The organism is Streptomyces sp. GS7, assembly GCF_009834125.1.
In the GTDB taxonomy this organism is placed as follows: domain Bacteria; phylum Actinomycetota; class Actinomycetes; order Streptomycetales; family Streptomycetaceae; genus Streptomyces.
Map to the genome: position 1 here is coordinate 2577102 of NZ_CP047146.1, position 22986 is coordinate 2600087.

General features: G+C 73.6%; 21 protein-coding genes and 1 pseudogene. 16 read left to right on the top strand and 6 right to left on the bottom strand.

The genetic code is table 11. From position 1 onward, the window contains the following. Window positions 1–49 precede the first annotated feature (49 nt). The 4 genes from scpB (at window position 50) to GR130_RS11115 (ending at window position 3776) form a co-directional block, all read left to right on the top strand. On the top strand, window positions 50–769 hold the full coding sequence (gene scpB, locus GR130_RS11100) for an SMC-Scp complex subunit ScpB (RefSeq protein ID WP_201304858.1): 720 nt from the start codon (window positions 50–52) through the stop codon (window positions 767–769). Then, on the top strand, window positions 732–1862 hold the full coding sequence (locus GR130_RS11105; RefSeq protein WP_159509892.1) for a pseudouridine synthase: 1131 nt from the start codon (window positions 732–734) through the stop codon (window positions 1860–1862). The genes scpB and GR130_RS11105 overlap by 38 nt, the downstream gene beginning before the upstream one ends. Window positions 1863–1930: 68 nt before the next feature. Further along, window positions 1931–2950, top strand: a complete 1020-nt coding sequence (locus tag GR130_RS11110; protein ID WP_159504567.1) for an ADP-ribosylglycohydrolase family protein — start codon at window positions 1931–1933, stop codon at window positions 2948–2950. Next, window positions 2943–3776 (top strand): nucleotidyltransferase domain-containing protein, encoded by an 834-nt coding sequence (locus GR130_RS11115; RefSeq protein WP_159504568.1) that lies wholly within the window; start codon window positions 2943–2945, stop codon window positions 3774–3776. Before GR130_RS11110 ends, GR130_RS11115 begins: the two co-directional genes overlap by 8 nt. A gap of 4 nt (window positions 3777–3780) precedes the next feature. Here the strand turns inward: GR130_RS11115 and GR130_RS11120 are convergent, their stop codons facing one another. Next, the gene (locus GR130_RS11120; RefSeq protein WP_159504569.1) at window positions 3781–4482 is read right to left on the bottom strand and encodes a nucleotidyltransferase domain-containing protein; all 702 of its coding nucleotides are present in this window, start codon (window positions 4480–4482) and stop codon (window positions 3781–3783) included. A 197-nt stretch (window positions 4483–4679) separates the two neighbouring features. On the opposite strand from GR130_RS11120, the gene aroH reads away from it, so the two are divergent. The 5 genes from aroH to der all read left to right on the top strand — a co-directional run bounded on the left by aroH (window position 4680) and on the right by der (window position 9142). Next, window positions 4680–5042 (top strand): chorismate mutase, encoded by a 363-nt coding sequence (aroH, locus tag GR130_RS11125; RefSeq protein ID WP_159504570.1) that lies wholly within the window; start codon window positions 4680–4682, stop codon window positions 5040–5042. Continuing rightward, entirely contained in the window at window positions 5039–6124 is a 1086-nt protein-coding gene (locus GR130_RS11130; protein ID WP_159504571.1) for a prephenate dehydrogenase, read from the top strand. Before aroH ends, GR130_RS11130 begins: the two co-directional genes overlap by 4 nt. Before the next feature lie 86 nt (window positions 6125–6210). Continuing rightward, window positions 6211–6954, top strand: a complete 744-nt coding sequence (gene cmk / locus GR130_RS11135) for a (d)CMP kinase (RefSeq protein ID WP_159504572.1) — start codon at window positions 6211–6213, stop codon at window positions 6952–6954. Beyond that, a complete protein-coding gene (locus GR130_RS11140; protein ID WP_159504573.1) occupies window positions 6951–7607 on the top strand; it encodes a lysophospholipid acyltransferase family protein in 657 nt (218 codons plus the stop codon). Before cmk ends, GR130_RS11140 begins: the two co-directional genes overlap by 4 nt. A 71-nt stretch (window positions 7608–7678) precedes the next feature. Then, the gene (gene der / locus GR130_RS11145) at window positions 7679–9142 is read left to right on the top strand and encodes a ribosome biogenesis GTPase Der (protein WP_159504574.1); all 1464 of its coding nucleotides are present in this window, start codon (window positions 7679–7681) and stop codon (window positions 9140–9142) included. 67 nt (window positions 9143–9209) lie between these two features. Here the strand turns inward: der and GR130_RS11150 are convergent, their stop codons facing one another. Then, complete coding sequence (locus GR130_RS11150) at window positions 9210–9503, bottom strand: hypothetical protein (protein WP_328707549.1); 294 nt, start codon at window positions 9501–9503, stop codon at window positions 9210–9212. A 171-nt stretch (window positions 9504–9674) separates the two neighbouring features. Then, window positions 9675–10475, bottom strand: coding sequence for a hypothetical protein (locus GR130_RS11155; protein WP_236573947.1), 801 nt, complete (start codon window positions 10473–10475; stop codon window positions 9675–9677). A 292-nt stretch (window positions 10476–10767) separates the two neighbouring features. Here GR130_RS11155 and GR130_RS41320 point away from each other — a divergent pair. The 5 genes and pseudogenes from GR130_RS41320 to GR130_RS11180 all read left to right on the top strand — a co-directional run. After that, a pseudogene (locus GR130_RS41320) lies at window positions 10768–11343 on the top strand (transglycosylase family protein); the annotation flags it as partial. A 562-nt stretch (window positions 11344–11905) separates the two neighbouring features. Further along, window positions 11906–13177: a glycosyltransferase gene (locus GR130_RS11165; RefSeq protein WP_159504577.1), complete on the top strand. Its 1272-nt coding sequence runs from the start codon at window positions 11906–11908 to the stop codon at window positions 13175–13177. Then, window positions 13174–14139 (top strand): hypothetical protein, encoded by a 966-nt coding sequence (locus tag GR130_RS11170; protein WP_236572972.1) that lies wholly within the window; start codon window positions 13174–13176, stop codon window positions 14137–14139. The genes GR130_RS11165 and GR130_RS11170 overlap by 4 nt, the downstream gene beginning before the upstream one ends. Before the next feature lie 5 nt (window positions 14140–14144). After that, a complete protein-coding gene (locus tag GR130_RS11175) occupies window positions 14145–15074 on the top strand; it encodes a MerR family transcriptional regulator (RefSeq protein ID WP_236572973.1) in 930 nt (309 codons plus the stop codon). A gap of 46 nt (window positions 15075–15120) precedes the next feature. After that, a complete protein-coding gene (locus GR130_RS11180; protein WP_159504578.1) occupies window positions 15121–16080 on the top strand; it encodes a helix-turn-helix transcriptional regulator in 960 nt (319 codons plus the stop codon). On the opposite strand, the gene ctaD is transcribed toward GR130_RS11180, so the two are convergent. Continuing rightward, complete coding sequence (gene ctaD / locus GR130_RS11185) at window positions 16049–17728, bottom strand: aa3-type cytochrome oxidase subunit I (RefSeq protein WP_159504579.1); 1680 nt, start codon at window positions 17726–17728, stop codon at window positions 16049–16051. The genes GR130_RS11180 and ctaD overlap by 32 nt on opposite strands. Before the next feature lie 497 nt (window positions 17729–18225). Between ctaD and GR130_RS11190 the strand changes: the two genes are divergently transcribed. After that, window positions 18226–18450, top strand: coding sequence for a proteinase inhibitor I78 (locus tag GR130_RS11190; RefSeq protein WP_159504580.1), 225 nt, complete (start codon window positions 18226–18228; stop codon window positions 18448–18450). A gap of 114 nt (window positions 18451–18564) precedes the next feature. On the opposite strand, the gene GR130_RS11195 is transcribed toward GR130_RS11190, so the two are convergent. Next, on the bottom strand, window positions 18565–19593 hold the full coding sequence (locus GR130_RS11195; RefSeq protein ID WP_159504581.1) for a phosphatase PAP2 family protein: 1029 nt from the start codon (window positions 19591–19593) through the stop codon (window positions 18565–18567). Between the two features lie 264 nt (window positions 19594–19857). Beyond that, window positions 19858–21051, bottom strand: coding sequence for a glycosyltransferase family 39 protein (locus GR130_RS11200; RefSeq protein ID WP_159504582.1), 1194 nt, complete (start codon window positions 21049–21051; stop codon window positions 19858–19860). 225 nt (window positions 21052–21276) lie between these two features. Here GR130_RS11200 and GR130_RS11205 point away from each other — a divergent pair, with 225 nt between their 5' ends. Further along, window positions 21277–22920 carry an MFS transporter gene (locus GR130_RS11205; RefSeq protein WP_236572974.1) on the top strand — a complete coding sequence of 548 codons (1644 nt, stop codon included), beginning with the start codon at window positions 21277–21279 and terminating at the stop codon, window positions 22918–22920. The last annotated feature ends 66 nt before the right edge of the window (window positions 22921–22986 follow it).

Genomic DNA, 22986 nt, shown 5'->3' on the forward strand with positions numbered 1-22986 from the left:
GGAGGTGCGCGCCCCGCGAATGCGGGGCCGAGCGGAGCGAGGTTCCGGCATGAGCGGCGCGGCGTACGACATCACGGAGCGGGGCCCCGGGGAGCTCCCGGAGACCGCGGACGCGCCCACCGGGGCGCTGGGCCTCGAAGGACTGGAGCTGAAGCCCGCGCTGGAGGCCGTCCTCATGGTCGTCGACGAGCCCGCGACCGAGGAGCACCTGGCCAGGGTGCTGGAGCGGCCCCGCCGGGCGGTCGCGCTGGCGCTGCGCGAGCTGTCCGACGACTACACCCGTGAGGGGCGCGGCTTCGACCTGCGGGTGGTGGCCGGGGGCTGGCGGTTCTACTCCCGGGCCGCGTACGCGGACGCGGTGGAGAGCTTCGTTCTGGACGGCCAGCAGGCCCGGCTCACGCAGGCCGCATTGGAGACTCTGGCCGTGGTCGCGTACCGTCAGCCGGTCAGCCGTTCCCGCGTCTCGGCCGTACGCGGAGTCAACTGTGACGGCGTGATGCGCACGCTCCTCCAGCGCGGCCTGGTGGAGGAGGCGGGGACGGAACCTGAAACAGGTGCGATCCTGTACAGGACGACGAACTACTTTCTGGAGCGGACGGGCCTGCGCGGCCTGGACGAGCTTCCTGAGCTGGCACCGTTCCTCCCGGAGGCGGACGCGGTCGAGGGCGACTCCGCGGAAGGTATGCCGTCGTTCGACGTAGACGACAGCGGCGACTCTCAGACGGATCATGATGCGAAGCAGCGGCAGGAACAGCAGCGGCAGCGGTAGGGGCAACCACCGCGGAGCGGATGGCGGCACCTCCCGGCCGAAGGCTGGGGGAAAGCGGGACGACAAGCAGCAGCGCTCGGGCCGCCCCCGTCCCGAGGAGCGCCGCTACGACGTGGGCGGATCCTCCGGGAGCGACGAGCGCCGGGGCGGCGGCAAGGGCGGCGCCCGCGGCGCGGCGGCCCGCGGCGGCGCCAAGGGCGGTCCCCGTACGGGCGCGTCCCAGGGCGGCCGGCCGGGCGGCAAGGACGGTCAGCAGCGCGGCCGCGGCCCGGCGCCCGCGCGGTCCCGTGAGTACGACGCCAAGATCGAGGAGCGCAACCGCGCCCGCTACGACAAGCCGCAGGTCAAGACCCCCAAGACCTTCGGCGAGCAGGAGGGCGAGCGGCTCCAGAAGGTGCTGGCCCGGGCCGGTATGGGCTCCCGGCGGGCCTGCGAGGAGCTGATCGAGCAGGCGCGCGTCGAGGTCAACGGCCAGGTCGTCATGGAACAGGGCCTCCGGGTAGACCCGGAGAAGGACGAGATCAAGGTCGACGGCCTGACGGTCGCCACCCAGTCGTACCTCTTCTTCGCGCTGAACAAGCCGGCAGGTGTGGTCTCCACGATGGAGGACCCGGACGGGCGCCAGTGCCTGGGCGACTACGTCACCAACCGGGAGACCCGGCTCTTCCACGTCGGCCGTCTGGACACCGAGACCGAGGGCATCATCCTGCTCACCAACCACGGTGAGCTGGCCCACCGGCTGACCCACCCGCGCTACGGCGTCCGCAAGACCTACCTCGCCGCCATCCAGGGGCCCCTCCCGCGCGACCTGGGCAAGCAGCTCAAGGACGGCATCCAGCTGGAGGACGGCTACGCGCGTGCCGACCACTTCCGGGTCGTGGAGAACACCGGCAAGAACTACCTCGTCGAGGTGAGCCTCCACGAAGGCCGCAAGCACATCGTGCGCCGGATGCTGGCCGAGGCCGGCTTCCCCGTGGACAAGCTCGTCCGGACGCACTTCGGCCCGATCGCCCTGGGCGACCAGAAGTCGGGCTGGCTGCGCCGGATGACCAACACCGAGGTCGGCATGCTGATGCGCGAGGTCGACCTGTAGGCGGAGCCGCTTGCGGCAGTGCCGGACCACCCCTTAATGTCATCATGACGATTAAGGGGTGGTTTTCCATGGGGCAGCTCCACGGGGGGCGTGCGGCCACGGGGTCGCTGATCGGGCTGGCGCTCGGCGACGCACTGGGCTTTCCGACCGAGTTCAGCGATGTGCCGGGGATCCTGGCGAAGTGCGGGCCGTGGCGCGGGATGGACCTGCCGACGCCCGCGTTCGTCACCGACGACACGCAGATGACGCTCGCGCTGGGGCGCGGCCTGCGGACGGCCATGGCACGCGGCGAACTGACCGCGGCCGGGCTGGAGAAGCCCGTACGGGACGAGTACGTGGCCTGGTGGCGCTCGCCCGACAACAACCGGGCCCCGGGCGGCACCTGCCTGCGCGCCTGCGAACTGCTCAGCACCCCGGCGCGGGCCTGGGCCGACGCCAGCCAGATCGGGTCGAAGGGCTGCGGCGCCAACATGCGGGTGGCGCCCATCGGGCTGGTGCCGGGCCTGACCGCGGCGCAGCGCTCCGGCGCGGCGCAGCTGCAGTCCGCGCTGACCCACGGGCACCCCACCGGGCTCGCCGCCAGCGACCTGACCGCGTATGCCGTACGGGCGCTCGCCGACGGCGCCCGCCCGGCCGAACTGCCCGGCCTGCTGCGGGCGTACGCGCACGCCCAGCGCACCGTCTACCGGGAGGACTGGCTCGGCGACCTCTGGCGCCGGTCCCAGGACCCGTCGGCGGTGTCCTTCATCGCGCGCGGCTGGGACGAGTGCCTGGGCGTGCTGGACCGGCTGGACGCGGCGCTCGCCGCGCCGGACCGGGAGGCCGATCCGTGCCTGGCCACCGGGGCCGGCTGGATCGCCGAGGAGGCGCTGGCCACCGGGCTGCTGTGCTTCCTGCTCTTCCCGGAGGAGCCGCTCACCGCGCTGCGCCGGGCGGCCTGCACGTCCGGCGACTCCGACTCCATCGCCTGCCTCGCGGGCGCCTTCGCGGGCGCCTGGCTGGGGCCCGGGGCGTGGCCCGAGGAGTGGGCCGGGCGGATCGAGTACCGCGAGGAGCTGCTGGCGCTGGGGGCGGCCTGGGATGCCTGAGCACCCGACCGCCGCCGGCGGCACCGCGGCGCCCGCCGGGCGGGACACGGTACTGCGGGCGGCCGGGCTGCCCGCCGTCGACCTGGAAGCGATCGTCGGGGAGCAGCGCGACCCGCTGGTCTTCGCCACGGTCTCCGGCGCGCACCTCTACGGCTTCCCGTCCCGCGACTCCGACGTGGACCTGCGCGGCGCCCATCTGCTGCCGGTGGCCGACCTCGTGGGGCTGCGCGAGCCCGAGGAGACCCGGACGCGGATGGGGGACCGGGACGGCGTCGAGACGGACCTGGTCTCGCACGACCTGCGGAAGTTCGCCCGCCTCCTGTTGCGCCCCAACGGCTACGTCCTGGAGCAGCTGCTGTCCCCGCTGGTCGTGCACACCACGCCGGTCCACGAGGAGCTGGCGGCCCTCGCGCCGGAGCTGCTCACCGCCCGTCACGCGCACCACTACCGCGGCTTCGCGGGCACCCAGTGGCGGCTGTTCGAGAAGACCGGCGAGCTGAAGCCGCTGCTGTACACCCTGCGGGTGCTGCTGACCGGCATCCACCTGATGGCCGGCGGCCGCCTGGAGCCCCATCTGCCCACCCTGGTGGGCGAGTTGGCGGCGCCCGCCTACGTACCCGAGCTGATCGCGGCCAAGGAGGCGGCGGAACACGGCCCGGCCGGCGCGGTGGTGGACCCGGCCCGGCTGCGCGCCGACATCGAGGCGCTGCACGCCCGGCTGGACGCCGCGCAGGCCGCCACCGCGCTGCCGGACGTGCCGGGTGCCCGGGACGCGCTGCACGATCTGGTCGTCCGGGCCCGGCTCGGCGGCGCGGGGTGGGGCTGACCGGTCAGACCCGGCCCAGCGCCGAGTCGCGGCGGGTCCGGTAGAGGAAGTCCGCCACCCGGGCCCGGTCCGGCTCGGCGGGCAGCGGCGAGCCGGACACCGCCGCGTCGGCCTCCTCGGACAGCGCCGCCATCCGGCGCTGCACCGCCTCCCAGGCCACCTCGCCGCGCCGGACCGCCAGCAGCTCCTCGCGGGCCGGGCCGACGTCCAGCGTCAGGACGCCCGTACGCAGCAGGTCGCGGGAGGAGGCCAGCAGCCGCAGCAGGTGCACGGCGTGCTTCCAGCGGGGCGCGCCGTAGCGCCGCACGTCGGCGCGCAGCTGCCTGAGCTGGCCCGTGGCGTAGCCGGCGAAGGTGCGGTGCGCCTGCCGGGAGAGGAACGCCCCGCGCAGCGCGAGCAGTTCCCGGCCGGTGGCGTCGGCGTGCTCCACGAAGGGCGAGTGCAGGCACTCCAGGATGTTGGGGTTGGCGCGCAGCGCGAGCTGGCAGAACCGTTCCAGCTCCCAGGAGAACTCCTCCTCGCGCGGCCCTTCCACATGCGTCGGCGGCTTCTCGAACCTCCAGAAGAGCGAGGTGGGTGCGAGGTAGACCCCGCGGCGGTCGGTGTCGCTGGTCTCGATGGCGAGCCCGAAGGCGCGCGAGCCCATCACACACGCGTACACGGTGTGCTCGGTGACCAGGGAATGAGCGGTGGCGGCTTCCGGCATGGCGGCGATTGTCGCTGGTGGGGAGGGCCGCTGTCACCGGGTTGACGGCGGTGGGGGTGGCCGGTCGGCCATCTCGCCGACCGGCCGCCGCGGACGGATGTCGGTGCGGCCGTCTACGCTGATCGTGCGTGCATTTCGCACGGCACGGGGCGCGCCGAGGGTGCGCGACACGGCACACGACGCAGGGGAGCAGTGACGTGGCGGTACGAGCCGTCCGCGGGGCGGTCCAGCTGGAGCGGGACGACGCGGAGCACATGAAGGAGCAGGTCGGCGAGCTGCTCACCGCCATCCTGGAGCGTAACGACCTGCTGCCCGACGACCTGATCAGCGTGTGGTTCACCGCCACCCCCGATCTGCGCAGCGACTTCCCGGCCGCCGCCGCGCGCGGCCTGGGCATCACGGACGTCCCGCTGATCTGCGCCCAGGAGCTGGACGTCACCGGTGCCATGGAGCGTGTGGTGCGGGTGCTGGCCCATGTGGAGACCGGGCTGTCCAAGGCCGGGATCGCCCATGTCTACCTGGGGGCAGCCGGAGCGCTGCGGAAGGACATCGCCCAGTGAGGACCGCACTCGTCATCGGAACGGGCCTGATCGGCACCTCCGCCGCGCTGGCGCTGAACGCCCGGGGCGTCCAGGTGTTCCTGGAGGACCACGACCAGGCGCAGGCACTGACGGCCGCCGCGCTCGGCGCCGGTACGGCCGAGCCGCCGCCCGGCCCGGTCGACCTGGCCGTCGTCGCCGTGCCGCCGGCCCGCGTCGCGACGGCGCTGGCCGGCGCGATACGGCGCGGCGCGGCGCGGGCGTACATCGACGTCGCCAGCGTCAAGGGCGGCCCGCGCCGTGAGCTGGAGGCCCTGGGCTGCGACCTGTCCGGCTATCTGGGCACGCACCCGATGGCCGGCCGGGAGCGCTCCGGGCCGCTGGCCGCCACCGCCGATCTCTTCGAGGGCCGCCCCTGGGTGCTCACCCCGGTCCCCGGCGGCGACACCGAGGTGCTCAATCTCGCGCTGGAGCTGGTCGCGCTGTGCCGGGCTGTCCCGGTGGTGATGGACGCGGACGCGCACGACCGCGCCGTCGCCCTGGTGTCGCACACCCCGCAGCTGCTCTCCAGTCTCGTCGCGGCCCGCCTCAAGGGCGCCGACGAGACCGCGGTGCGGCTCTGCGGCCAGGGCATCCGCGACGTGACCCGGATCGCGGCCTCGGATCCGGCGATGTGGATCGACATCCTGTCCGCCAACCCGGGCCCGGTCGCCGACGTGCTGGCCGAGGTCGCCGCCGATCTGGACGAGACCGTACGGTCGCTGCGCGCCCTGGAGTCCACCGACGAGGAGAAGCGCGGAGGCGGGGCCACCGGTATCGCCGACGTGCTCCGCCGCGGCAACGCCGGCCGCGAGCGGGTGCCCGGCAAGCACGGCGCCGCCCCGGCCGTGTACGAGACCGTCGCGGTCTACATCGGCGACCAGCCGGGCGAGCTGGCCCGGATCTTCGCCGACGCCGGCCGCGCCGGGGTCAACATCGAGGACGTCCGCATCGAGCACGCCACGGGCCAGCAGGCCGGCTTCATCCAGCTGACGGTCGAGCCGTCGGCGGTGCCGGTGCTGACCGCGGAGCTGCGGGAGCGGGGGTGGTCGATCCGGCAGTGACTCCGTGGACGGCGCTCTCCGGCTCAGCCAGTAACCTTGTCCGAGGCCCTCAGTGCCTTGGACCGCCGCCCCGTGCAACAAGAAAGGTGTTCGTCACCGTGGAAACCGCCGCTCGGACCGCCCCGGCTGCAGTGATTGTCGCCATCGACGGCCCCGCAGGCACGGGCAAGTCCAGCACGTCCAAGGCCGTCGCCGCCAAGCTGGGACTCGGCTACCTCGACACCGGCGCGCAGTACCGCGCGATCACGTGGTGGATGCTGACCAACGGCATCGACGTCGACGACGCGGTCGCGGTGGCCGACGCCAGCGCCAAGCCGGTGATCGTCTCCGGTACGGACCCGGCCGCCCCGACCATCACCGTCGACGGCCTCGACGCCGCGGGCCCGATCCGCAGCCAAGAGGTCACCGCCGCGGTCAGCGCGGTCAGCGCCGTCCCCGAGGTACGGGCCCTGATCACCGACCTCCAGCGCAGCATCGCCGCCGGGGCGCCGCACGGCATCGTCGTCGAGGGCCGGGACATCGGCATAACCGTCCTGCCGGACGCCGACCTCAAGGTCTTCCTCACCGCCTCCCCGGAGGCGCGGGCGGCCCGGCGCAACGGTGAGCTCAGGGGCAAGAACCCCGAGCTGGCCGCCGATCTGGCCGCCACCCGCGAGGCGCTGGTCAAGCGGGACGCCGCCGACTCCTCCCGGAAGACCTCCCCGCTGGCCAAGGCGGACGACGCGGTCGAGGTCGACACCACCGACCTGACGCTGGATCAGGTCATCGAGTGCGTAGTCACCCTCGTCGAGGGCGTCAGCGCCGAAAAAGCGGGGCGGGTCGCCCGGTGACCGACTCCGGCAAGCCGCCGAGCCCGCGAGGCGCCGCGGTCGGCAGGCGGATCGGCATCGGGCTGATGTACGGCCTGTGGCAGCCGCGGGTGCTGGGCGCCTGGCGGGTGCCGGCCGGCGGGCCGGTGATCCTCGCCGTCAACCACTCCCACGGCATCGACGGCCCGATGCTGATGGGCACCGCCCCGCGACCGGTGCACTTCCTGATCAAGAAGGAAGCCTTCGTCGGCCCGCTGGACCCGTTCCTGCGGGGCATCGGGCAGCTGAAGGTGGACCGCCAGTCCGCCGACCGCAAGGCGATCACCGACGCGCTCGGGGTGCTGGCCGCCGGCGGGGTGCTGGGGATCTTCCCGGAAGGCACCCGCGGCGAGGGGGACTTCGCCTCCCTGCGGGCCGGGCTCGCGTACTTCGCGGTGCGCTCCGGCGCCCCGGTCGTCCCGGTGGCGGTGCTCGGCAGCACCGACCGCCCCAGCCGGCTCAACCCGGCCCTGCCGCGGCTGCGCGGTCGCATCGACGTCGTCTTCGGGGACGCCTTCGACGCGGGCGACGGCAGCGGGCGGCGCACCCGTAAGGCGCTGGACGAGGCGACCGTACGGATCCAGGAGCGGCTGACCGCCCACCTGGCACAGGCCCGGCGCCTTACCGGGCGCTGACCGACACTTGAGTAGTGGGCCGGCCACGAGCGCGGCCCACCGACCACATGGATGAACGAGGAACGGACTTCATGAACGAGCAGATCCACACCGGCGACGAGCACGGTGCGCTTGGCGACGCCGAGTACGCGGAGTTCATGGAGCTCGCCGCGGAAGAGGGCTTCGACCTGGCAGACGTCGAGGGCGACATCGCCGCGGCCGGGCACGGCCCGCTGCCCGTCCTCGCCGTCATCGGCCGCCCGAACGTCGGCAAGTCGACACTGGTGAACCGGATCATCGGCCGCCGCGAGGCGGTCGTCGAGGACCGGCCGGGCGTCACCCGCGACCGCGTCACCTACGAGGCCGACTGGAACGGCCGCCGCTTCAAGGTCGTCGACACCGGCGGCTGGGAGCAGGACGTGCTCGGCATCGACGCGTCCGTGGCGATGCAGGCCGAGTTCGCCATCGAGGCCGCCGACGCGGTGGTCTTCGTCGTGGATGCCAAGGTCGGCGCGACCGACACCGACGAGGCCGTCGTCAAGCTGCTGCGCCGCGCCGGCAAGCCGGTGGTCCTGGTCGCCAACAAGGTCGACGGCCCGTCCGGCGAAGCGGACGCCGCCATGCTGTGGTCGCTGGGCCTGGGCGAGCCGCACCCGGTCTCCGCGCTGCACGGCCGCGGCACCGGCGACATGCTCGACGCCGCGCTGGAGGCGCTGCCCGAGGCGCCCGCGCAGACCTTCGGCGCCACCGTCGGCGGCCCCCGCCGGATCGCGCTGATCGGCCGCCCGAACGTCGGCAAGTCGTCACTGCTCAACAAGGTCGCCGGCGAGGAGCGGGTGGTGGTCAACGAGATGGCCGGCACCACCCGCGACCCGGTCGACGAGATGATCGAACTGGGCGGCAAGACCTGGAAGTTCGTGGACACCGCCGGTATCCGCCGCCGGGTGCACCTCCAGGAGGGCGCCGACTACTACGCCTCGCTGCGCACCGCGGCGGCCGTGGAGAAGGCCGAGGTCGCGGTCGTCCTGATCGACGCCGGCGATTCCATCAGCGTCCAGGACCAGCGGATCATCACCATGGCCGTGGAGGCCGGCCGCGCCCTGGTCATCGCCTACAACAAGTGGGACACCCTCGACGAGGAGCGCCGCTTCTACCTGGAGCGCGAGATCGAGCGGGACCTCGTGCAGATCCCGTGGGCGATGCGGGTCAACGTCTCCGCGCGCACCGGCCGCCACATGGAGAAGCTGGTCCCGGCGATCGAGACCGCGCTGGCCGGCTGGGAGACCCGGATCCCCACCGGCCGGCTGAACGCCTTCCTCGGTGAGATCGTGGCCTCCCACCCGCACCCGATCCGTGGCGGCAAGCAGCCCCGCATCCTCTTCGGCACCCAGGCCGGCACCAAGCCGCCGCGCTTCGTGCTCTTCGCTTCGGGCTTCCTGGAGGCCGGCTACCGCCGGTTCATCGAGCGGCGGCTCCGCGAGGAGTTCGGCTTCGAGGGGACGCCGATCCACATCTCCGTGCGGGTGCGCGAGAAGCGCAACAGCAAGAAGAAGTAGAAGGAGAAGAAGCGGCGGAGGCGAAGGAGCGGAAGCGGCTCTCCCCCCCGCGGCGGTTCGGCAGGTGTCAGTGACCGCCGGGGGGCCGGGAGGAGTCCCGCTGCCCCGGCGGCAGCGCCTGCATCTGGCCCCCGGGCTGGAACGGCTGCCGGCCGACGGCCTCCCAGTGGCCCGTCGACGCCGTGGTACGGCGCCAACTCGCACTGCCGCGCAGCGATTCCGGAACCTCCACCTCGTCCGTACGGTCCCCGGGCAGCGCCCGGAAGGAGCGGCGGTACTCGGCGTACAACGCGTCGTAGATCGGCGTGGCGGAGCCGCGGTCGGTGGGGTGCGGCGTCCGGTGTTCGCGGGACGGCCGCATCGCGGGGATCGAGTGGGGGTACGGGGCGCGGGGGGAGGGGTCGTATGCGTGCACGTAGGTGCCAACGACCCCGATGGCCCCGGGATGCGGCTTTCGGTCGGAAATGGCTGATCGCAGGAGCAATCCCGCCACATCGGGCGGTCACACTCCCGCGATCGGGGGAACGTGCGGTCAGGTCCCGGCCAGCGGCATCGACGCGGCGACCAGCTTGCCTTCCCGGGCGGCCTTCTCCAGCGCCTGGCGCATGAGGTCCTCGCGCGGCTGGTGGCCGATGGTGCCGGAGGGTGCGGCGTACATCAGCACGGTCTGCGCCTTGTTGGCCGCGGTGCGCCAGCCGTCCGAGACCGCCAGTGGCTGATGGGCCTGCCACCAGGCGGACTGGCTGCCGGCGGTGCCGGGCTGGAGGACGGCGTGCAGCTTGCCCATCGCCAGCAGCGCGGACCAGCCGGCGATCGGGTCGGGCAGCGCGTTCACGTCCGTCACGGGGGCGAAGCCGTGCTCGATGAGCAGCGGCAGGAAGTCGTCCTCCAGGCCGGCCGATCCGGGGCGGGCGATCGGGCCGTTGGGCTCCACCACCAGGGCGGGGTGCAGCTCCTCCTTGACCAGGACCAGGCCGCAGGTGATGCCGAGGGTCGCCTGGCGGTCGTTGGTGGGGATCGGGGCGGGCGGCGCGGGCTCCGAGCCGGGGGTGCGGGGCGCGGCGTCCTCACCGGTGATCGAGCGCACGGCCCCCCGGAGCTGCTCCTCGGACACCGGGACGACCTGCGAGGGGATGCAGGTGGCGTGGGCGAACGCGAGGACCGCGGTCTCCTCGCCGACGAAGAGTACGGTGCTGGTCCGCTCCTGCTCGCTGTCGCCGGGGGTCCGGCAGGAGGTGCAGTCGTAGCTGCCGGGGGCATCGTCACCGGCCAGCAGGCGGTCGGCTTCTTCGTCGCCGATCTCGGCGCGAACGTCGTCGCTGACGTCGAGCATGCGCGGCACGGGTGGCTCCTCGATCTCTGAGCGGCTGCCGGGCGGTCTCCCGGCTCGTACAAGGACAACGGGCGACCATCGGGAGAGTCACGCGCGGACGGGAACAGAATCGAACCAATCGACGCACAGCGGGAATCGGCGGAAAGGGGTTCGGGAACCGGTCACACACCGCCAATTCCCGTGCAGAACGTGGCCCAGGTGGCGGCGATCCGTACACCGGACCGGGTGGGTTCGCGGTGCGGAGGGCGCGGCGCGGTGGCGCCCGGCGGCCCGCTGCTTACCGTCACCGGCTATGTCGGACAATTCTTCGGCGCCGCGGCGCATCGCGGAATCCGTCGGGCTGCTCACCGCGGCAGCCGCTGCCCTGGTCCTGTGCTTCCCCAGCGGCGCCGTCGCCGACGGCGAGCCGGGCGGCCGGGGAGGGGGCGGGGGCGGCGGCCGGCCCCCGTACGCCTGCGCCGACGACGAGTGGCCGTGGGGCTGCCTCGCCGAGTGCGAGAGCAGCGGCGACTGGCACGTCAACACCGGCAACGACTTCTACGGCGGCCTCCAGTTCTGGCAGCCCACCTGGGAGGATTTCGGCGGTCTCCGGTACGCCGAGCGCGCCGATCTCGCGACCCGGGACCAGCAGATCGAAGTGGCCAAGAGAGTGCAGGCCGTCCAGGGTTGGGGCGCCTGGCCGGTGTGCGCCCGGCGCTACGGGCTGATCAAGGACCGCATCCATGTCGTACGGCACGGCGACACCCTCTCCCGGATCGCGCACCGGTACCACGTCAAGGGCGGCTGGCGGGAGCTGTACAAGGCCAACCGCGAGGCCGTCGGGGAGCGTCCGGAGCGGTTGACGGTCGGGACCCGGCTGGAGCTTCCGGTGGCGCGCGTCCCAAGCTCCGCCCACGCGGCCGTTGGGAAGCGTCCGGAGCGGTTGACGGTCGGGGCCCGGCCGAAGGTTCCGGTGACACATGTGCCGAGCTCCGCCCGCGAGGCCGTTGGGAAGCGTCCGGAGCGGTTGACGGTCGGGGCCCGGCCGAAGGTTCCGGTGACACATGTCCCAAGCTCCGCCCGCGAGGCCGTTGGGAAGCGTCCGGAGCGGTTGACGGTCGGGACCCGGCCGAAGGTTCCGGTGACACATGTCCCAAGCTCCGCCCACGCGGCCGTCGGGGAGCGTCCGGAGCAGTCGACGGTCGGGGCCCGGCCGGGGCTTCCGGTGACGCGCGTCGGAAGCTCCGGCTGAGCGCACCGTTTTCGCCAGAGTTCCCGGATCCCGGTACCGATGCCCTAACCTTTGCGGCACGAGTTGGCGAACACCCCCAACCGTGAAGGCCGTTCGGCCGTCTTACTCTCCAACAGCCGGACACAGCAGGCCGTCGGGGGCGGGCGACGTGGTCCGCGGGGGGACCGGGACGAGCGGAGACCAGGGGACGCGGGGACGGATGCACATCTCATTCCTCATTCACCATGCCTATGGCACCGGGGAGGCGGTTCGTACGACGTTCGGCCTGGCCGGCGCCCTCGCCGAGCGGCATGACGTCGAGATCGTCTCCGCGCTGCGGTACCGCGACGCCCCGGCCGTGGCGCTCGCCCCCGGCGTCGCGCTGCGGCATCTCGTGGACCTCCGGGCGCACGGCCCCGCCCGCGACCGTGCCGACCCGGCGCACACCCGCCCCGCCCGGGTCTTCCCGGCCGCCGACAGCAGCTCCGGCCAGTACAGCGAACTCACCGACCGCCGGATCGCGCAGTACCTGCGCCGGACCGCGGCGGACGTGGTGGTCGGCACCCGGCCCGGACTGAACGTGCACGTCGCCCGGCAGACCCGCCGCGGCCCGCTCCGGGTGGGCCAGGAGTGGATCGGCCTGGACGGCCACGGCCGGGCGCTCAAGTCGGCGCTGCGCGGGGCCTATCCGCGACTGGACGCCGTCCTCACCGCCGGCGAGGCCGACGCCCGCGCCTGGCGCCGCGGGCTGCGGCTGCCCGGCGTCCGCGTCGAGGCGCTGCCCAGCGGGGTGCCCGCGCCGCGCCTGGCGCCCGCCGACGGCAGCGGCAAGTGGGTGGTGGCGGCCGGCCGGCTCACCCGGGCCACCCGCTTCGACATCCTGGTCCGGGCCTTCGCCGGGGTCGTCGCCGCGCGCCCCGACTGGCGGCTGCGGATCTACGGCGGCGGCGCCGAGAAGGCCGCGCTGCGCGCCCTGATCGACGAACTCGGTCTGTACAACCACGTGTTCCTGATGGGCCCGGCCGGTCCGCTGGAGTCCGAGTGGGCCAAGGGCTCCATCGCCGCGGTCACCGCCGGCCGGGAGCCGTCCGCGACGACCGCCGCCGAGGCGATGCGCTGCGGGCTGCCCGTCGTCGCCACCGACTGCCCCGGCGGGCCGGGCGAGATCGTCGCGGACGGGGTGGACGGGAGGCTGGTGCCGGCCGGGAACCCGGCGGCGCTGACCGGTGCGCTGCTCGCACTGATCGGCGACGACGCCGCCCGCAGGCGGATGGGCGCCGCCGCGCTCGCCTCGTCCGCCCGCTTCGACCCGGCAGCGGTCGCCGCGCGCCATGCCGCGCTCTTCGACGAACTGCTCGCGGTGCGGCGCGGCAGCAGCCTGCGCGGCTCCCTGCACCGTGCCAGGGGGGCCCTGGTGGGCGGTGCCTACGCCGCCAAGTACGCCGCCGAGCACACGGCCCGCGCCGCGGTGAGAGGGGTACGCACGGCATGAACGCCTCGACGCGGCCGACCGTCACCGGATCCGGCGCGGCCGGGCGCCCGGCCCACAGACCCGACAGCGGCCGGCCGGGGGAGCGGCGGACCACGGCAACGGGAGGGGAACCGCCGGTGCCGGTGGACCTGAGGGCCGACTGCATCGCGGACTCCGCGGGCGGCCTCACCTTCGATCTGAACGTCCCACAGGGCACCGGCACTTCCTGGAGCGCGGCCCTGGTGCTGCGGCTGCGCGGCGGTGCGCGGACCGACGGCACCGACGACGAGGTGCGGCTCCCGCTCGGGCCGAACGGCGCCGGGCGGCTGCGCGCCGTACTGCCCAGCACCGTCGCGCTCGCCGAGGGCCGCTGGAACGCCTATGCCGACCTCGGCGACGGGCGCGACCCGCGCCGGCTGCTGCCCGGCGTCAACGACCTGCGCTCGCTGGTGGACCGCCGGCCGCTGGCGGGCATCGGCCGGCTCGGCGTACGGATCCCGTACGCGACCAAGCTCGGCAACCTCGCGCTGCGCAGCTGGCTGCGCGGACCGCACGCCGAGGCCGGCGACATCCTCGTGGCGCCCGAGGGCATGACGGTCACCGGCCGCCTCTACGGGGCGAGTCCGGCGGACGGCGCCCGCGCCGAGGCCCGGGTGCGCGGCGCGGACGACGCGGAACCGGCCGCCGTCACCGTCCCGTTGGCCGTCGACGGCCCGGACTTCACCTTCACCGTCCCCTACGCCGAGCTGGCCGCCGGATGGCGGCGCGGCAGCGGGCCGTGGGACCTGTGGCTGCGCCCCGCCGAGGGCGCCCGGCCGGTCCGCATCGCCCGCCTCCTGGACGATGTCGCGGACAAGAAGCAGGTGTTCAGCTACCCGGCGCTCACGGTGCGGGCCGCGGCCGGGGAGCTGCGGATCGGCCCGTACTACACGCTCGACAACGACCTGGCCGTCCGCGTCACCGGCCCTGCCGAGGGGACGTAGCGCCCGTGGTGGCGGAGGAGCCCGGCGGGTCGCCGCTGAGCATCGGGGAGTTGGCCCACCGTGCGGGGGTGACGGTCAAGACCGTGCGCCACTACTCGGACCAGGGGCTGCTCCCGGACGCCGGCCGCAGCGCGGGCGGGCACCGGCGCTACGACCCGGAGGCCCTGGACCGGCTGCGGCGGATCCGGGATCTGCGCGCCTTCGGGATGCCGCTGCCCGACGTCGCCGAGGCGCTGGCGGGCGGCTCGCTGGAGCGGGCGCTGGCCGGGCGGCTCGCCGCGGTCGGCGGGCAGCTCACCGCGCTGCGCTGGCAGGAGGCCGCGCTACGCGCCCTCACCGAGGCGTCCGCGGATCAACGCCCCGCGCTGCTGCGGCTGTTGGGCGGCCTCCCGCTGCCGCCGACCGGCGACGGGGCGGTGCGTTTCTGGCGCCGGCAGCTGCCCCGCGCGCTGCCGTCCGCGCTGCGCGATGCGGTCGTCGACGCGGCGGTGCCGGTCCCGCCCGCGGACCCCGAACCGGCCCAGGTCGTCGGCTACGCCCGGCTGCACGCGCTCACCACGGCCGGCACCGGGGGCCTGGCCGAGCGCTGCCGCCGGGTGCGCCGGGCGCCCGCCGCCCTGGCGGGGGACAGCGACCCGGTGGCGCTCTACCGGGGGCTGGCCGAGGCGTACGCACTGGCCGCCGCGGCACTCGCCGCGGGCCGCCCGCCGGGGCCCGGTGACGCGTTGGACTCCTTCGTGGCCGCGCATGCCCGCGCGTACCGCAGGAGGGACAGCCCCGCGTTCCGCGCCGGGCTGCGGGCGGTCTCGGCGGCCGGCGAGGATCCGCGGATGCGGGCGTACTGGCGGTATGTCGACGAGGTGACCGCAGGCGGCGGTCCGACGATGGGGGCCGCGCACGACTGGCTGGTCGGTGCGCTCGGCCGCGACGGGTGAGCGGGACGCGGCGCGGGGTGGCCCCGAAGGCTGGGAGACTCGGGGGATGTTGGACACCTCGGCGCGTCTGCTGCGTCTGCTCTCGTTGCTGCAGTCCCACCGCGAGTGGTCGGGGGCGGATCTCGCCGACCGCCTCGGCGTCACCCCGCGCACCGTCCGGCGGGACGTCGACCGGCTGCGCGAACTGGGGTATCCCGTCCACTCCGCGCCCGGCACGGCCGGCGGCTACCGGCTCGGCGCCGGCGCCGAACTCCCGCCGCTGCTGCTGGACGACGAGGAGGCGGTGGCGGTCGCGGTCGGACTGAGCAGCGCCGCGGCCGGCGGCGTCGAGGGCATCGAGGAGACCTCCGTACGGGCGCTGGCGAAGCTGGAGCAGGTGCTGCCGCACCGGCTGCGCCACCGGGTCGGGGCGCTCACCGCCGCCACCGTCCCGATGCTCGGCCGGCCCGGCGGCCCCCGGGTGGACCCCCGGATCCTCACCGAACTCGCGCACACCTGCCGGGACTTCCAGCGGCTGCGGTTCCACTACACCGACCACGACGGGGCGGTCACCCGCCGCACCGTCGAGCCGCACCGCCTGGTCTCCGCACAGTGTCGCTGGTACCTGGTCGGCTGGGACGTGGACCGCGCGGACTGGCGCACCTACCGGGTGGACCGGATCACCCCCGCCCCACCGCACGGTCCGCGCTTCACCCCCCGTACCCCGCCCGCCGAGGACCTCGCCACGTATGTCTCCCGGGGCGTCTCCGGGCGGGCGTTCCGGACGCAGGCCACGGTGCTGCTGCGGGTGCCGCTGGAGCGTGCCGCGGAGCGCGTCGGCCCGTACGACGGGGTGCTGGAGGCGGTCGACGCGCACAGCTGCCTGCTGCGCACCGGGGCGCACAGCCTCGACGTGCTGGTGTTCCACATCGCGCTGCTGGGCTTCGACTTCGAGATCCGCGAGCCGGCCGAACTCGCCGGCCGGGTACGGGAGATCAGGGACCGGCTCTCCCGGGCACTGGCCTGACGGCGGTCTCCGCGGACATCTCGGGGTGGTGCAGGTCGAAGGCCGGCGACTCGGAGCGGATCCGGGGCAGCGTGGTGAAGTTGTGCCGCGGCGGCGGACAGGAGGTGGCCCACTCCAGGGAGCGGCCGAAGCCCCAGGGGTCGTCGACCGCCACCCGGGTGCCCTGCTGCGTGGTCCGCCACACGTTGTAGAGGAACGGCAGGGTGGAGGTGCCGAGCAGGAACGCGCCGGCGGTGGAGACGGTGTTGAGCGCGGTGAAGCCGTCGGCGGGGAGGTAGTCGGCGTAGCGGCGGGGCATACCGGCCACGCCCAGCCAGTGGTGGACGAGGAAGGTGGTGTGGAAGCCGACGAACAGCAGCCAGAAGTGGACCTTGCCGAGCCGCTCGTCAAGCATCTTGCCGGTGAACTTGGGCCACCAGAAGTAGAAGCCGGCGAAGGTCGCGAAGGTCACCGTCCCGAAGACGACGTAGTGGAAGTGGCCGACGACGAAGTACGAGTCGGTGACCTGGAAGTCCAGTGGCGGTGAGGCCAGGATGACGCCGGTCAGCCCGCCGAACAGAAAGCTCACCAGGAAGCCGACCGACCACAGCATGGGGGTCTCGAAGGAGACCGAGCCGTGCCACATGGTGCCGATCCAGTTGAAGAACTTCACCCCGGTCGGCGCCGCGATCAGGAACGACATCAGCGAGAAGAACGGCAGCAGCACCGCGCCGGTCGCGAACATGTGGTGCGCCCAGACCATCACCGACAGCGCCGTGATGGCCATCGTCGCGCCGATCAGCATCACGTAACCGAAGATCGGCTTGCGGGAGAAGACCGGGATGATCTCGGTGATGATGCCGAAGAACGGCAGCGCGATGATGTAGACCTCGGGGTGGCCGAAGAACCAGAAGAGGTGCTGCCACAGCAGCGCGCCGCCCCAGCGGGCGTCGAAGACCACCGCGCCGAACCGCCGGTCCGCCTCCAGCACCAGCAGGGTCGCGGCCAGCACCGGGAACGCCATCAGCACCAGGATCGAGGTGAAGAGGATGTTCCAGGTGAACACCGGCATCCGGAACATCGTCATGCCCGGCGCCCGCAGCGCGATGATCGTCGCGATGAAGTTGACCGCTCCGAGGATGGTGCCGAATCCGGCCAGCGCCAGCCCCATGATCCACATGTCGGGGCCGATGCCGTCGGAGCGGACCGCGGAGTTGAGCGGGGCGTAGGCCGTCCATCCGTACGCCGGGCCGCCCTCGGGCGTCAGGAAGCTGCTCAGCACGATCAGGCCGCCGAAGAGGTAGAGCCAGTACGAGAGCATGTTCAGCCGCGGGAAGGCGACATCGGGGGAGCCGATCTGGAGCGGCATGATCTCGTTGGCGAAGCCGGCGAAGGCCGGGGTTGCGAACAGCAGAAGCATGATCGTGCCGTGCATCGTCAGCGCCTGGTTGAACTGGTCGTTGCTGATGATCTGGAGCCCGGGCCTGGCCAGTTCGGCGCGCATCAGCAGCGCCAGCAGCCCGCCGACGAGGAAGAAGCCGAACGACGTGATCAGGTAGAGGTGCCCGATCTTCTTGTGGTCGGTGGTGCTCAGCCAGTCGGCCAGTACCGTCCCGCGGCGCCGCCCCCCGGCCGGCCGGGCGCTCTCCCGGGAGATCTCGCTGACCATCGGCTGCACCTCGTTCGGCCGGGGTTGTACGGGGGCGCCGGTCATGATGCTCGCGCGCGGGGCGCAGAGCGAGGGGACGCTCCGGTCCGTTCCGGTGGCGTCCCGACAGCCGCGGCGGGGAGCCGGGCGGGCCGGGGCATCCCGGGCGATGTGCGGGAAATGTGTGTGGAATGTGTCTCGTTGGCCAATTTCCGGGCGGCTGAAAAAGAGGGTCGGGTAAGGGGAATGCGGGACGCGTGGGCGATTAATTTCCGCCTGCTGCCCGGCTTTGCCCGAAGTGGCGGCACAGCGTTCCGCATATGATCAAGAGGGAATTCCGGCCGCTTTGTTTTCCACCCGGTTGCGGCAGCGCACGGCGCGTAAGGGTGAGGGCCGTTCCGGCAATCGCCAGAGCGTTCACCGTGACACAAGTGTGACCAATGACGGACCGGCAGGTCACCGCGGTGTGCGGCGGACGGCCCTTCCGCGCGCCGCCCCGGCCGCCTACGGTGGCCGGTATGGCACCCGTACCGAACCTTCCCGGTGACCGCGACGACATCCAGGACGAGGCCGAGGCGTATGTCGGCCTCGGCCGGCAGGAGGCGGAGGAGCGGGCCCGGGCCCGCGGCTGGACCACCGTCCGCGCGCTGCCGCCGGGCGCGCTGATCACGATGGAACACCTCACCGGCCGGATCAACTTCGAGGTCCGGGACGGCGTGGTGCACCGCAGCTGGCAGGGCTGACCGGGCCGGCGGACCCTGGATACGGCGAAGGCCCCGGCTGCTCCGGAGGGAGCGGCCGGGGCCTTCGGTGCGGGGCAGCTGGTGTGCGTACCGGGCCCCGCGGCGCGGGGGCGGTCAGCCGGTGCCGTTGCGCCCGCGGCCGGTGGCGGGGGTGAACGGCGCGGCACCGCGCGGGACGCGGTCCGCGTGCGGCGGCCGGCGGCTGCCCGTCGGGGTGACCGGGGTGCGCTCCGCGCGGCTGGTGTGCGGGCGCGACGGGTGGTGCGGCCAGCCGTCCGGGGCGCGGGTGGCGTGGGCGACGCCCACCGCCTCGCGCACCAGGACCTCGCCGTCCGGGGCGACCCGCTGCGGGGAGAGTCCGGGGACCAGCACGCCGGCCGGCAGCGGACCGCGCAGCGAATCGGGGCGCAGCCGCAGCCAGAGCCGCAGCAGGATGCCCATGAGGCGGTCCTCGACCCAGGTGATGCCGGGCTCGACCCACGGCATCGCCAGCAGCACCAGCAGGCCCGCGGCCCAGCCGAGCAGCACGTCGCTGACCCAGTGCGTACCGAGGTAGACGGTCGTCATGCCGACGCCCAGCGCGCCCAGCGCGGCGATCACCGACAGGGTCCGGCGGCGCAGCGGGGTGGTCGCGATGTAGGCCAGCACACCCCAGGTGACCACGGCGTTCGCGGTGTGACCGGAGGGGAATATATCGCCGCCGAGCCACATCTCGTTGGAGCCGACGGTCGTCGCGTAGTGCGGGCCGAGCCGGCCCATGCCGAGCTTGGCGGCACCCACGGTGATGTTCAGCAGCAGGAGCGAGGCGCCGAGCACCAGCAGCGGGTGGAGGTTGCGCTGCTTCCAGCAGCGCCAGCCCAGCCAGGCGGCCACCGCCACGGCGGTCGGGCCGCGCTGTCCCAGCACGACGAAGTAGTCGAGGAAGGCATGGACAGACGGCCACTGCTTATAGGGCCGGAAGAACATGACCTGCCAGTCGAGGGTGACCAGATAGGTGTTGGCCAGCACTCCGGCGACGATCGCGATGTACACCGCCAGCGTGCCCCAGAGCAGCCACAGGCGGGTCCGGGTCATGCGGGGCGGTTTGACGCGATCGGTCGGGAGCTGCTCCTCCATCTGGTCGAGCTTGTCATCGGTACGCACTCAAACGACGTTACCGCGTGTGATGTATGCACTTGGTCAAACCGTGCGCTTTGTAATGACGATGTGATGTGGAATGGGTCTCAATCACCGTTCGGTGACCTGGATTTCGAAGAGAATTCCCGGGCCACTGGATTCCCTTCCGGCCATCCGCGTGTCGGCGCCGTGCGTGCTTATCTGTTTTTCGCCGGCGGAGTTTATCCGTGATTCGCACGGGTGTCGCGCCGCGTTTTCCCGGGGTAGTGATCGCGGAGCGGGATCTTCCGGTCACGGCGGGCCGGAGCCGTTGAGCCAGAACGCGCCGTAGACCGCCGAGCCCGCCGCCATCAGCCCGATGACCAGCCACGACCGCGCCGGACGCCACCGCGCCAGCCCCGCGGCGAGCGGCAGCAGCAGCGGAAAGGCCGGCATCATCAGCCGCGGTTTGGAGCCGAAGTAGCCCCTGGCGGTGAGCGCCAGCAGCAGCACCGTCCCGCCGTACACCGCCAGCGGCAGCGGCTGGCCCCGCCGTACGCCGTGCAGATACAGCCAGACCACCAGCGCGACGCCGATCAGCAGCCCGAGGCCGGCGGCGAACGCGGGCCCGGTCAGCTGGTGGCCGATGAAGTGGCCGAAGGCGATTCCGCCGTCGAAGCCGTTGCCCCAGCCGGCCTGGACGTCGAGATAGCCGGTGAGCGAGCCCCGCCGGGCGGCGACCCACAGGAAGTAGCCGCACCAGCCGAGGGGCGCCAGCAGGACGCCGAGCAGCATCCGGCGGTGCCGGCCGCGGAGGAGGGCGCGGAAGCGGACGCCGCCGGCCCGCTCGTTCACCACCGTCACCGCCGCGGTGACACCCACCGCGGCGACCACCGCGGCGCCCACCGGCCGGGTCAGCCCGGCCAGCGACGCCAGCACGCCCGCCCACACCCAGCGGCCGGTCAGCACGCAGTACACGCCCCAGGCCGCGAGCGCGGTGAACAGCGACTCCGAGTACGCCATCGACTGCACGATCCCGACCGGCAGCGCGGCCCACAGCGCGGCCAGTGCCACCCCGGCCCGCGGTCCGTGCAGCCGCTCCCCGGTCGCGTACAGCGCCCAGGCCGCCGCCAGCGAGGTCAGCCACGCCACCGCCATCCCGGCGTCCGCCGCGGACAGCGGGGTGATCGCCGACAGGCCCCGCTCCAGCCAGGGCAGCAGCGGGAAGAAGGCGAGGTCGGAGTGCACGGCGCCGTTGGCCAGGTGGACGGTGTGGCCGTAGCCCTGCTCGGCGATCCCGGTGTACCAGAGGGAGTCCCAGCGGGCGGTCAGCAGGGTGTGCCAGTCCTTGCCGTTGGCGGCCGACCAGACCATGAGCACGGCCAGGCCCAGCAGCCGGACCGCCGCGTACGCCGCCAGCCCGGGGGCGGCACGGCGCAGCGCGGCCCGGACGGCGGGCGGGCACAGCGTGCGGCCGGGGGCGGCGGTCGAGGCAAGATCGTTCATCGGGACGATTATCCAGGTGGCGAAAGTGGGCCCGACCCGGGCGGGTCGCGCAACGTCAGGGGCTGCGAGGAGCGTCTCACCGTGAGGTGGGCCACGCGGGCCCCAGGTGGACTCGCGTAGTCTGACGTCTCCACTCGCCCGTGCCACCGGTTTCCCCGGGGCGCCTTCGTGCCCCGGTCCGTGGCCGCGAGCGCATGACGGCGAGCGCATGACAGGAGGTACTGGATGTCAGGGACGACCGCGTCCGGCAGGGGGCGGACGGGGGGAGTTCCCCGGCACACAGGCGGCGGCGTGAACCGCTGGACCGTGCTGACCGTGCTCTGCGTCAGCCTGGTCTTCGTCGCGCTGGACACCACGATCCTGTACGTGGCGGTGCCCTCCGTCACCGAGGACCTGCGGCCCGGACCGGTGGAGCTGCTCTGGATCGTCGACATCTACCCGCTGATCGCGGCGTCGCTGCTGATCCTCTTCGGCACGCTCGGCGACCGCGTCGGCCGGCGCCGCATCCTGCTCCTCGGTTACGGCCTCTTCGGACTGGCCTCGGCAGCCGCCGCGCTCGCGCCCAATCCGCAGATCCTGATGACGGCCCGCGCGCTGCTCGGCATCGGCGGCGCGATGATCATGCCCGCGACGCTGTCGATTCTGCGCCAGGTCTTCCCCGACCGGCGGGAGCGCGCGGTCGCCATCGGCGTCTGGAGCGCGGTGGCCGCGGTCGGCGCCGCGGTCGGCCCGGTGCTCGGCGGCTTCCTCGTCGAGAACTTCTGGTGGGGCTCGGTCTTCCTCATCAACATCCCGATGATGGCCGCGATGTTCCTGATAGGACGCTGGCTGCTGCCGGAGTCGCGGGGCGAGCGCAACGGCCCCTGGGACGTGGTCGGCGCGGTCGTCGCGGCCCTCGGCGTGCTGGGCATCGTGCTGGGCGTCAAGCGGCTGGGCAGCGGTGCGCCCGTGGTGGGCCCGACCACCCTGCTCCCGATCGCCCTCGGCACCCTGCTGCTGATCCTCTTCGTGCGCCGCCAGCGCCGCCGGGAGCATCCGCTGATCGACATGCGGCTGTTCGCCCGGCCCGCGTTCGGCACCTCCATCGGCTGCATCGTGCTGGCCATGCTCGCCCTTGTCGGGCTCCAGCTGATCGCCGTCCAGTACCTCCAACTCGTCCTGGGGCTGAGCCCGCTGGAGACCGGCCTGCGGATGCTGCCGCTGGTCTTCTCCGCGATGGCCGCCGGGCTCACCGGCTCGAAGCTGCTCCAGGCGCTCGGCCCGCGGGCGATGGTCGCCGGCGGCTTCACGCTGACCGCGACCGCGGTGCTGACGCTGACCGCGCTGGGCAGCCAGGACCGCTTCTGGCAGCTGGCGCTCGGCTTCGTCCTGCTCGGCTTCGGCTTCCAGTCGACGCTGTTCGGCGCGTACGAGTCGATGCTGAGCGAGGCCCCCGCCGAGCAGTCGGGCGGTGCCGCGGCGCTCGGCGAGACCGCCTACCAGCTCGGTGCCGGGATCGGCGTCGCACTGCTCGGCAGTGTCATGAACGCCGCGTACGCACCGGGCCTGGACCGGGTCGACGGCGTCAGCGCCAAGGCGTCCCACTCGGCGTCGCATTCGCTCGGCGAGGCGTACAAGGTCGCGGCCGGACTGGGCGAGCACGCCCGGCACGCGCTGCGGCTGGCCGCCCGGGACTCCTTCATCCAGGGGCTGCGGGTCACCCTCGTCGCCAGCGCCCTGCTGCTGCTCGTCGGCGCGGGGATCGCGCTGCGGCTGCCGCGCCGGGCCGCGGAGTCCACCGAACGGGCAGAGGGCGAGACCGCCGCCGGCGAGGGTGCGCCGGCCGCCGGGCGCGAGGGTGCGCCGGCCCCGGCGAGCACCGGCCGCTGAGGTCCGGCCGCCGCCGCGGCACGTCCCGCCGCGCGGCGGTGACCCTTGCCCGCGCGGCGCCCGGGG

Excerpts from the sequence above, each read along its gene's own strand:
- scpB (WP_201304858.1), top strand. The coding sequence starts at position 50 with ATGAGCGGCGCGGCGTACGACATCACGGAGCGGGGCCCCGGGGAGCTC.
- GR130_RS11105 (WP_159509892.1), top strand. The coding sequence starts at position 732 with ATGCGAAGCAGCGGCAGGAACAGCAGCGGCAGCGGTAGGGGCAACCAC.
- GR130_RS11110 (WP_159504567.1), top strand. The coding sequence starts at position 1,931 with ATGGGGCAGCTCCACGGGGGGCGTGCGGCCACGGGGTCGCTGATCGGG.
- GR130_RS11115 (WP_159504568.1), top strand. The coding sequence starts at position 2,943 with ATGCCTGAGCACCCGACCGCCGCCGGCGGCACCGCGGCGCCCGCCGGG.
- GR130_RS11120 (WP_159504569.1), bottom strand. The coding sequence starts at position 4,482 with ATGCCGGAAGCCGCCACCGCTCATTCCCTGGTCACCGAGCACACCGTG.
- der (WP_159504574.1), top strand. The coding sequence starts at position 7,679 with ATGAACGAGCAGATCCACACCGGCGACGAGCACGGTGCGCTTGGCGAC.
- GR130_RS11150 (WP_328707549.1), bottom strand. The coding sequence starts at position 9,503 with ATGCGGCCGTCCCGCGAACACCGGACGCCGCACCCCACCGACCGCGGC.
- GR130_RS11155 (WP_236573947.1), bottom strand. The coding sequence starts at position 10,475 with ATGCTCGACGTCAGCGACGACGTTCGCGCCGAGATCGGCGACGAAGAA.
- GR130_RS11165 (WP_159504577.1), top strand. The coding sequence starts at position 11,906 with ATGCACATCTCATTCCTCATTCACCATGCCTATGGCACCGGGGAGGCG.
- GR130_RS11170 (WP_236572972.1), top strand. The coding sequence starts at position 13,174 with ATGAACGCCTCGACGCGGCCGACCGTCACCGGATCCGGCGCGGCCGGG.
- GR130_RS11180 (WP_159504578.1), top strand. The coding sequence starts at position 15,121 with ATGTTGGACACCTCGGCGCGTCTGCTGCGTCTGCTCTCGTTGCTGCAG.
- ctaD (WP_159504579.1), bottom strand. The coding sequence starts at position 17,728 with ATGGTCAGCGAGATCTCCCGGGAGAGCGCCCGGCCGGCCGGGGGGCGG.
- GR130_RS11190 (WP_159504580.1), top strand. The coding sequence starts at position 18,226 with ATGGCACCCGTACCGAACCTTCCCGGTGACCGCGACGACATCCAGGAC.
- GR130_RS11200 (WP_159504582.1), bottom strand. The coding sequence starts at position 21,051 with ATGAACGATCTTGCCTCGACCGCCGCCCCCGGCCGCACGCTGTGCCCG.
- GR130_RS11205 (WP_236572974.1), top strand. The coding sequence starts at position 21,277 with ATGTCAGGGACGACCGCGTCCGGCAGGGGGCGGACGGGGGGAGTTCCC.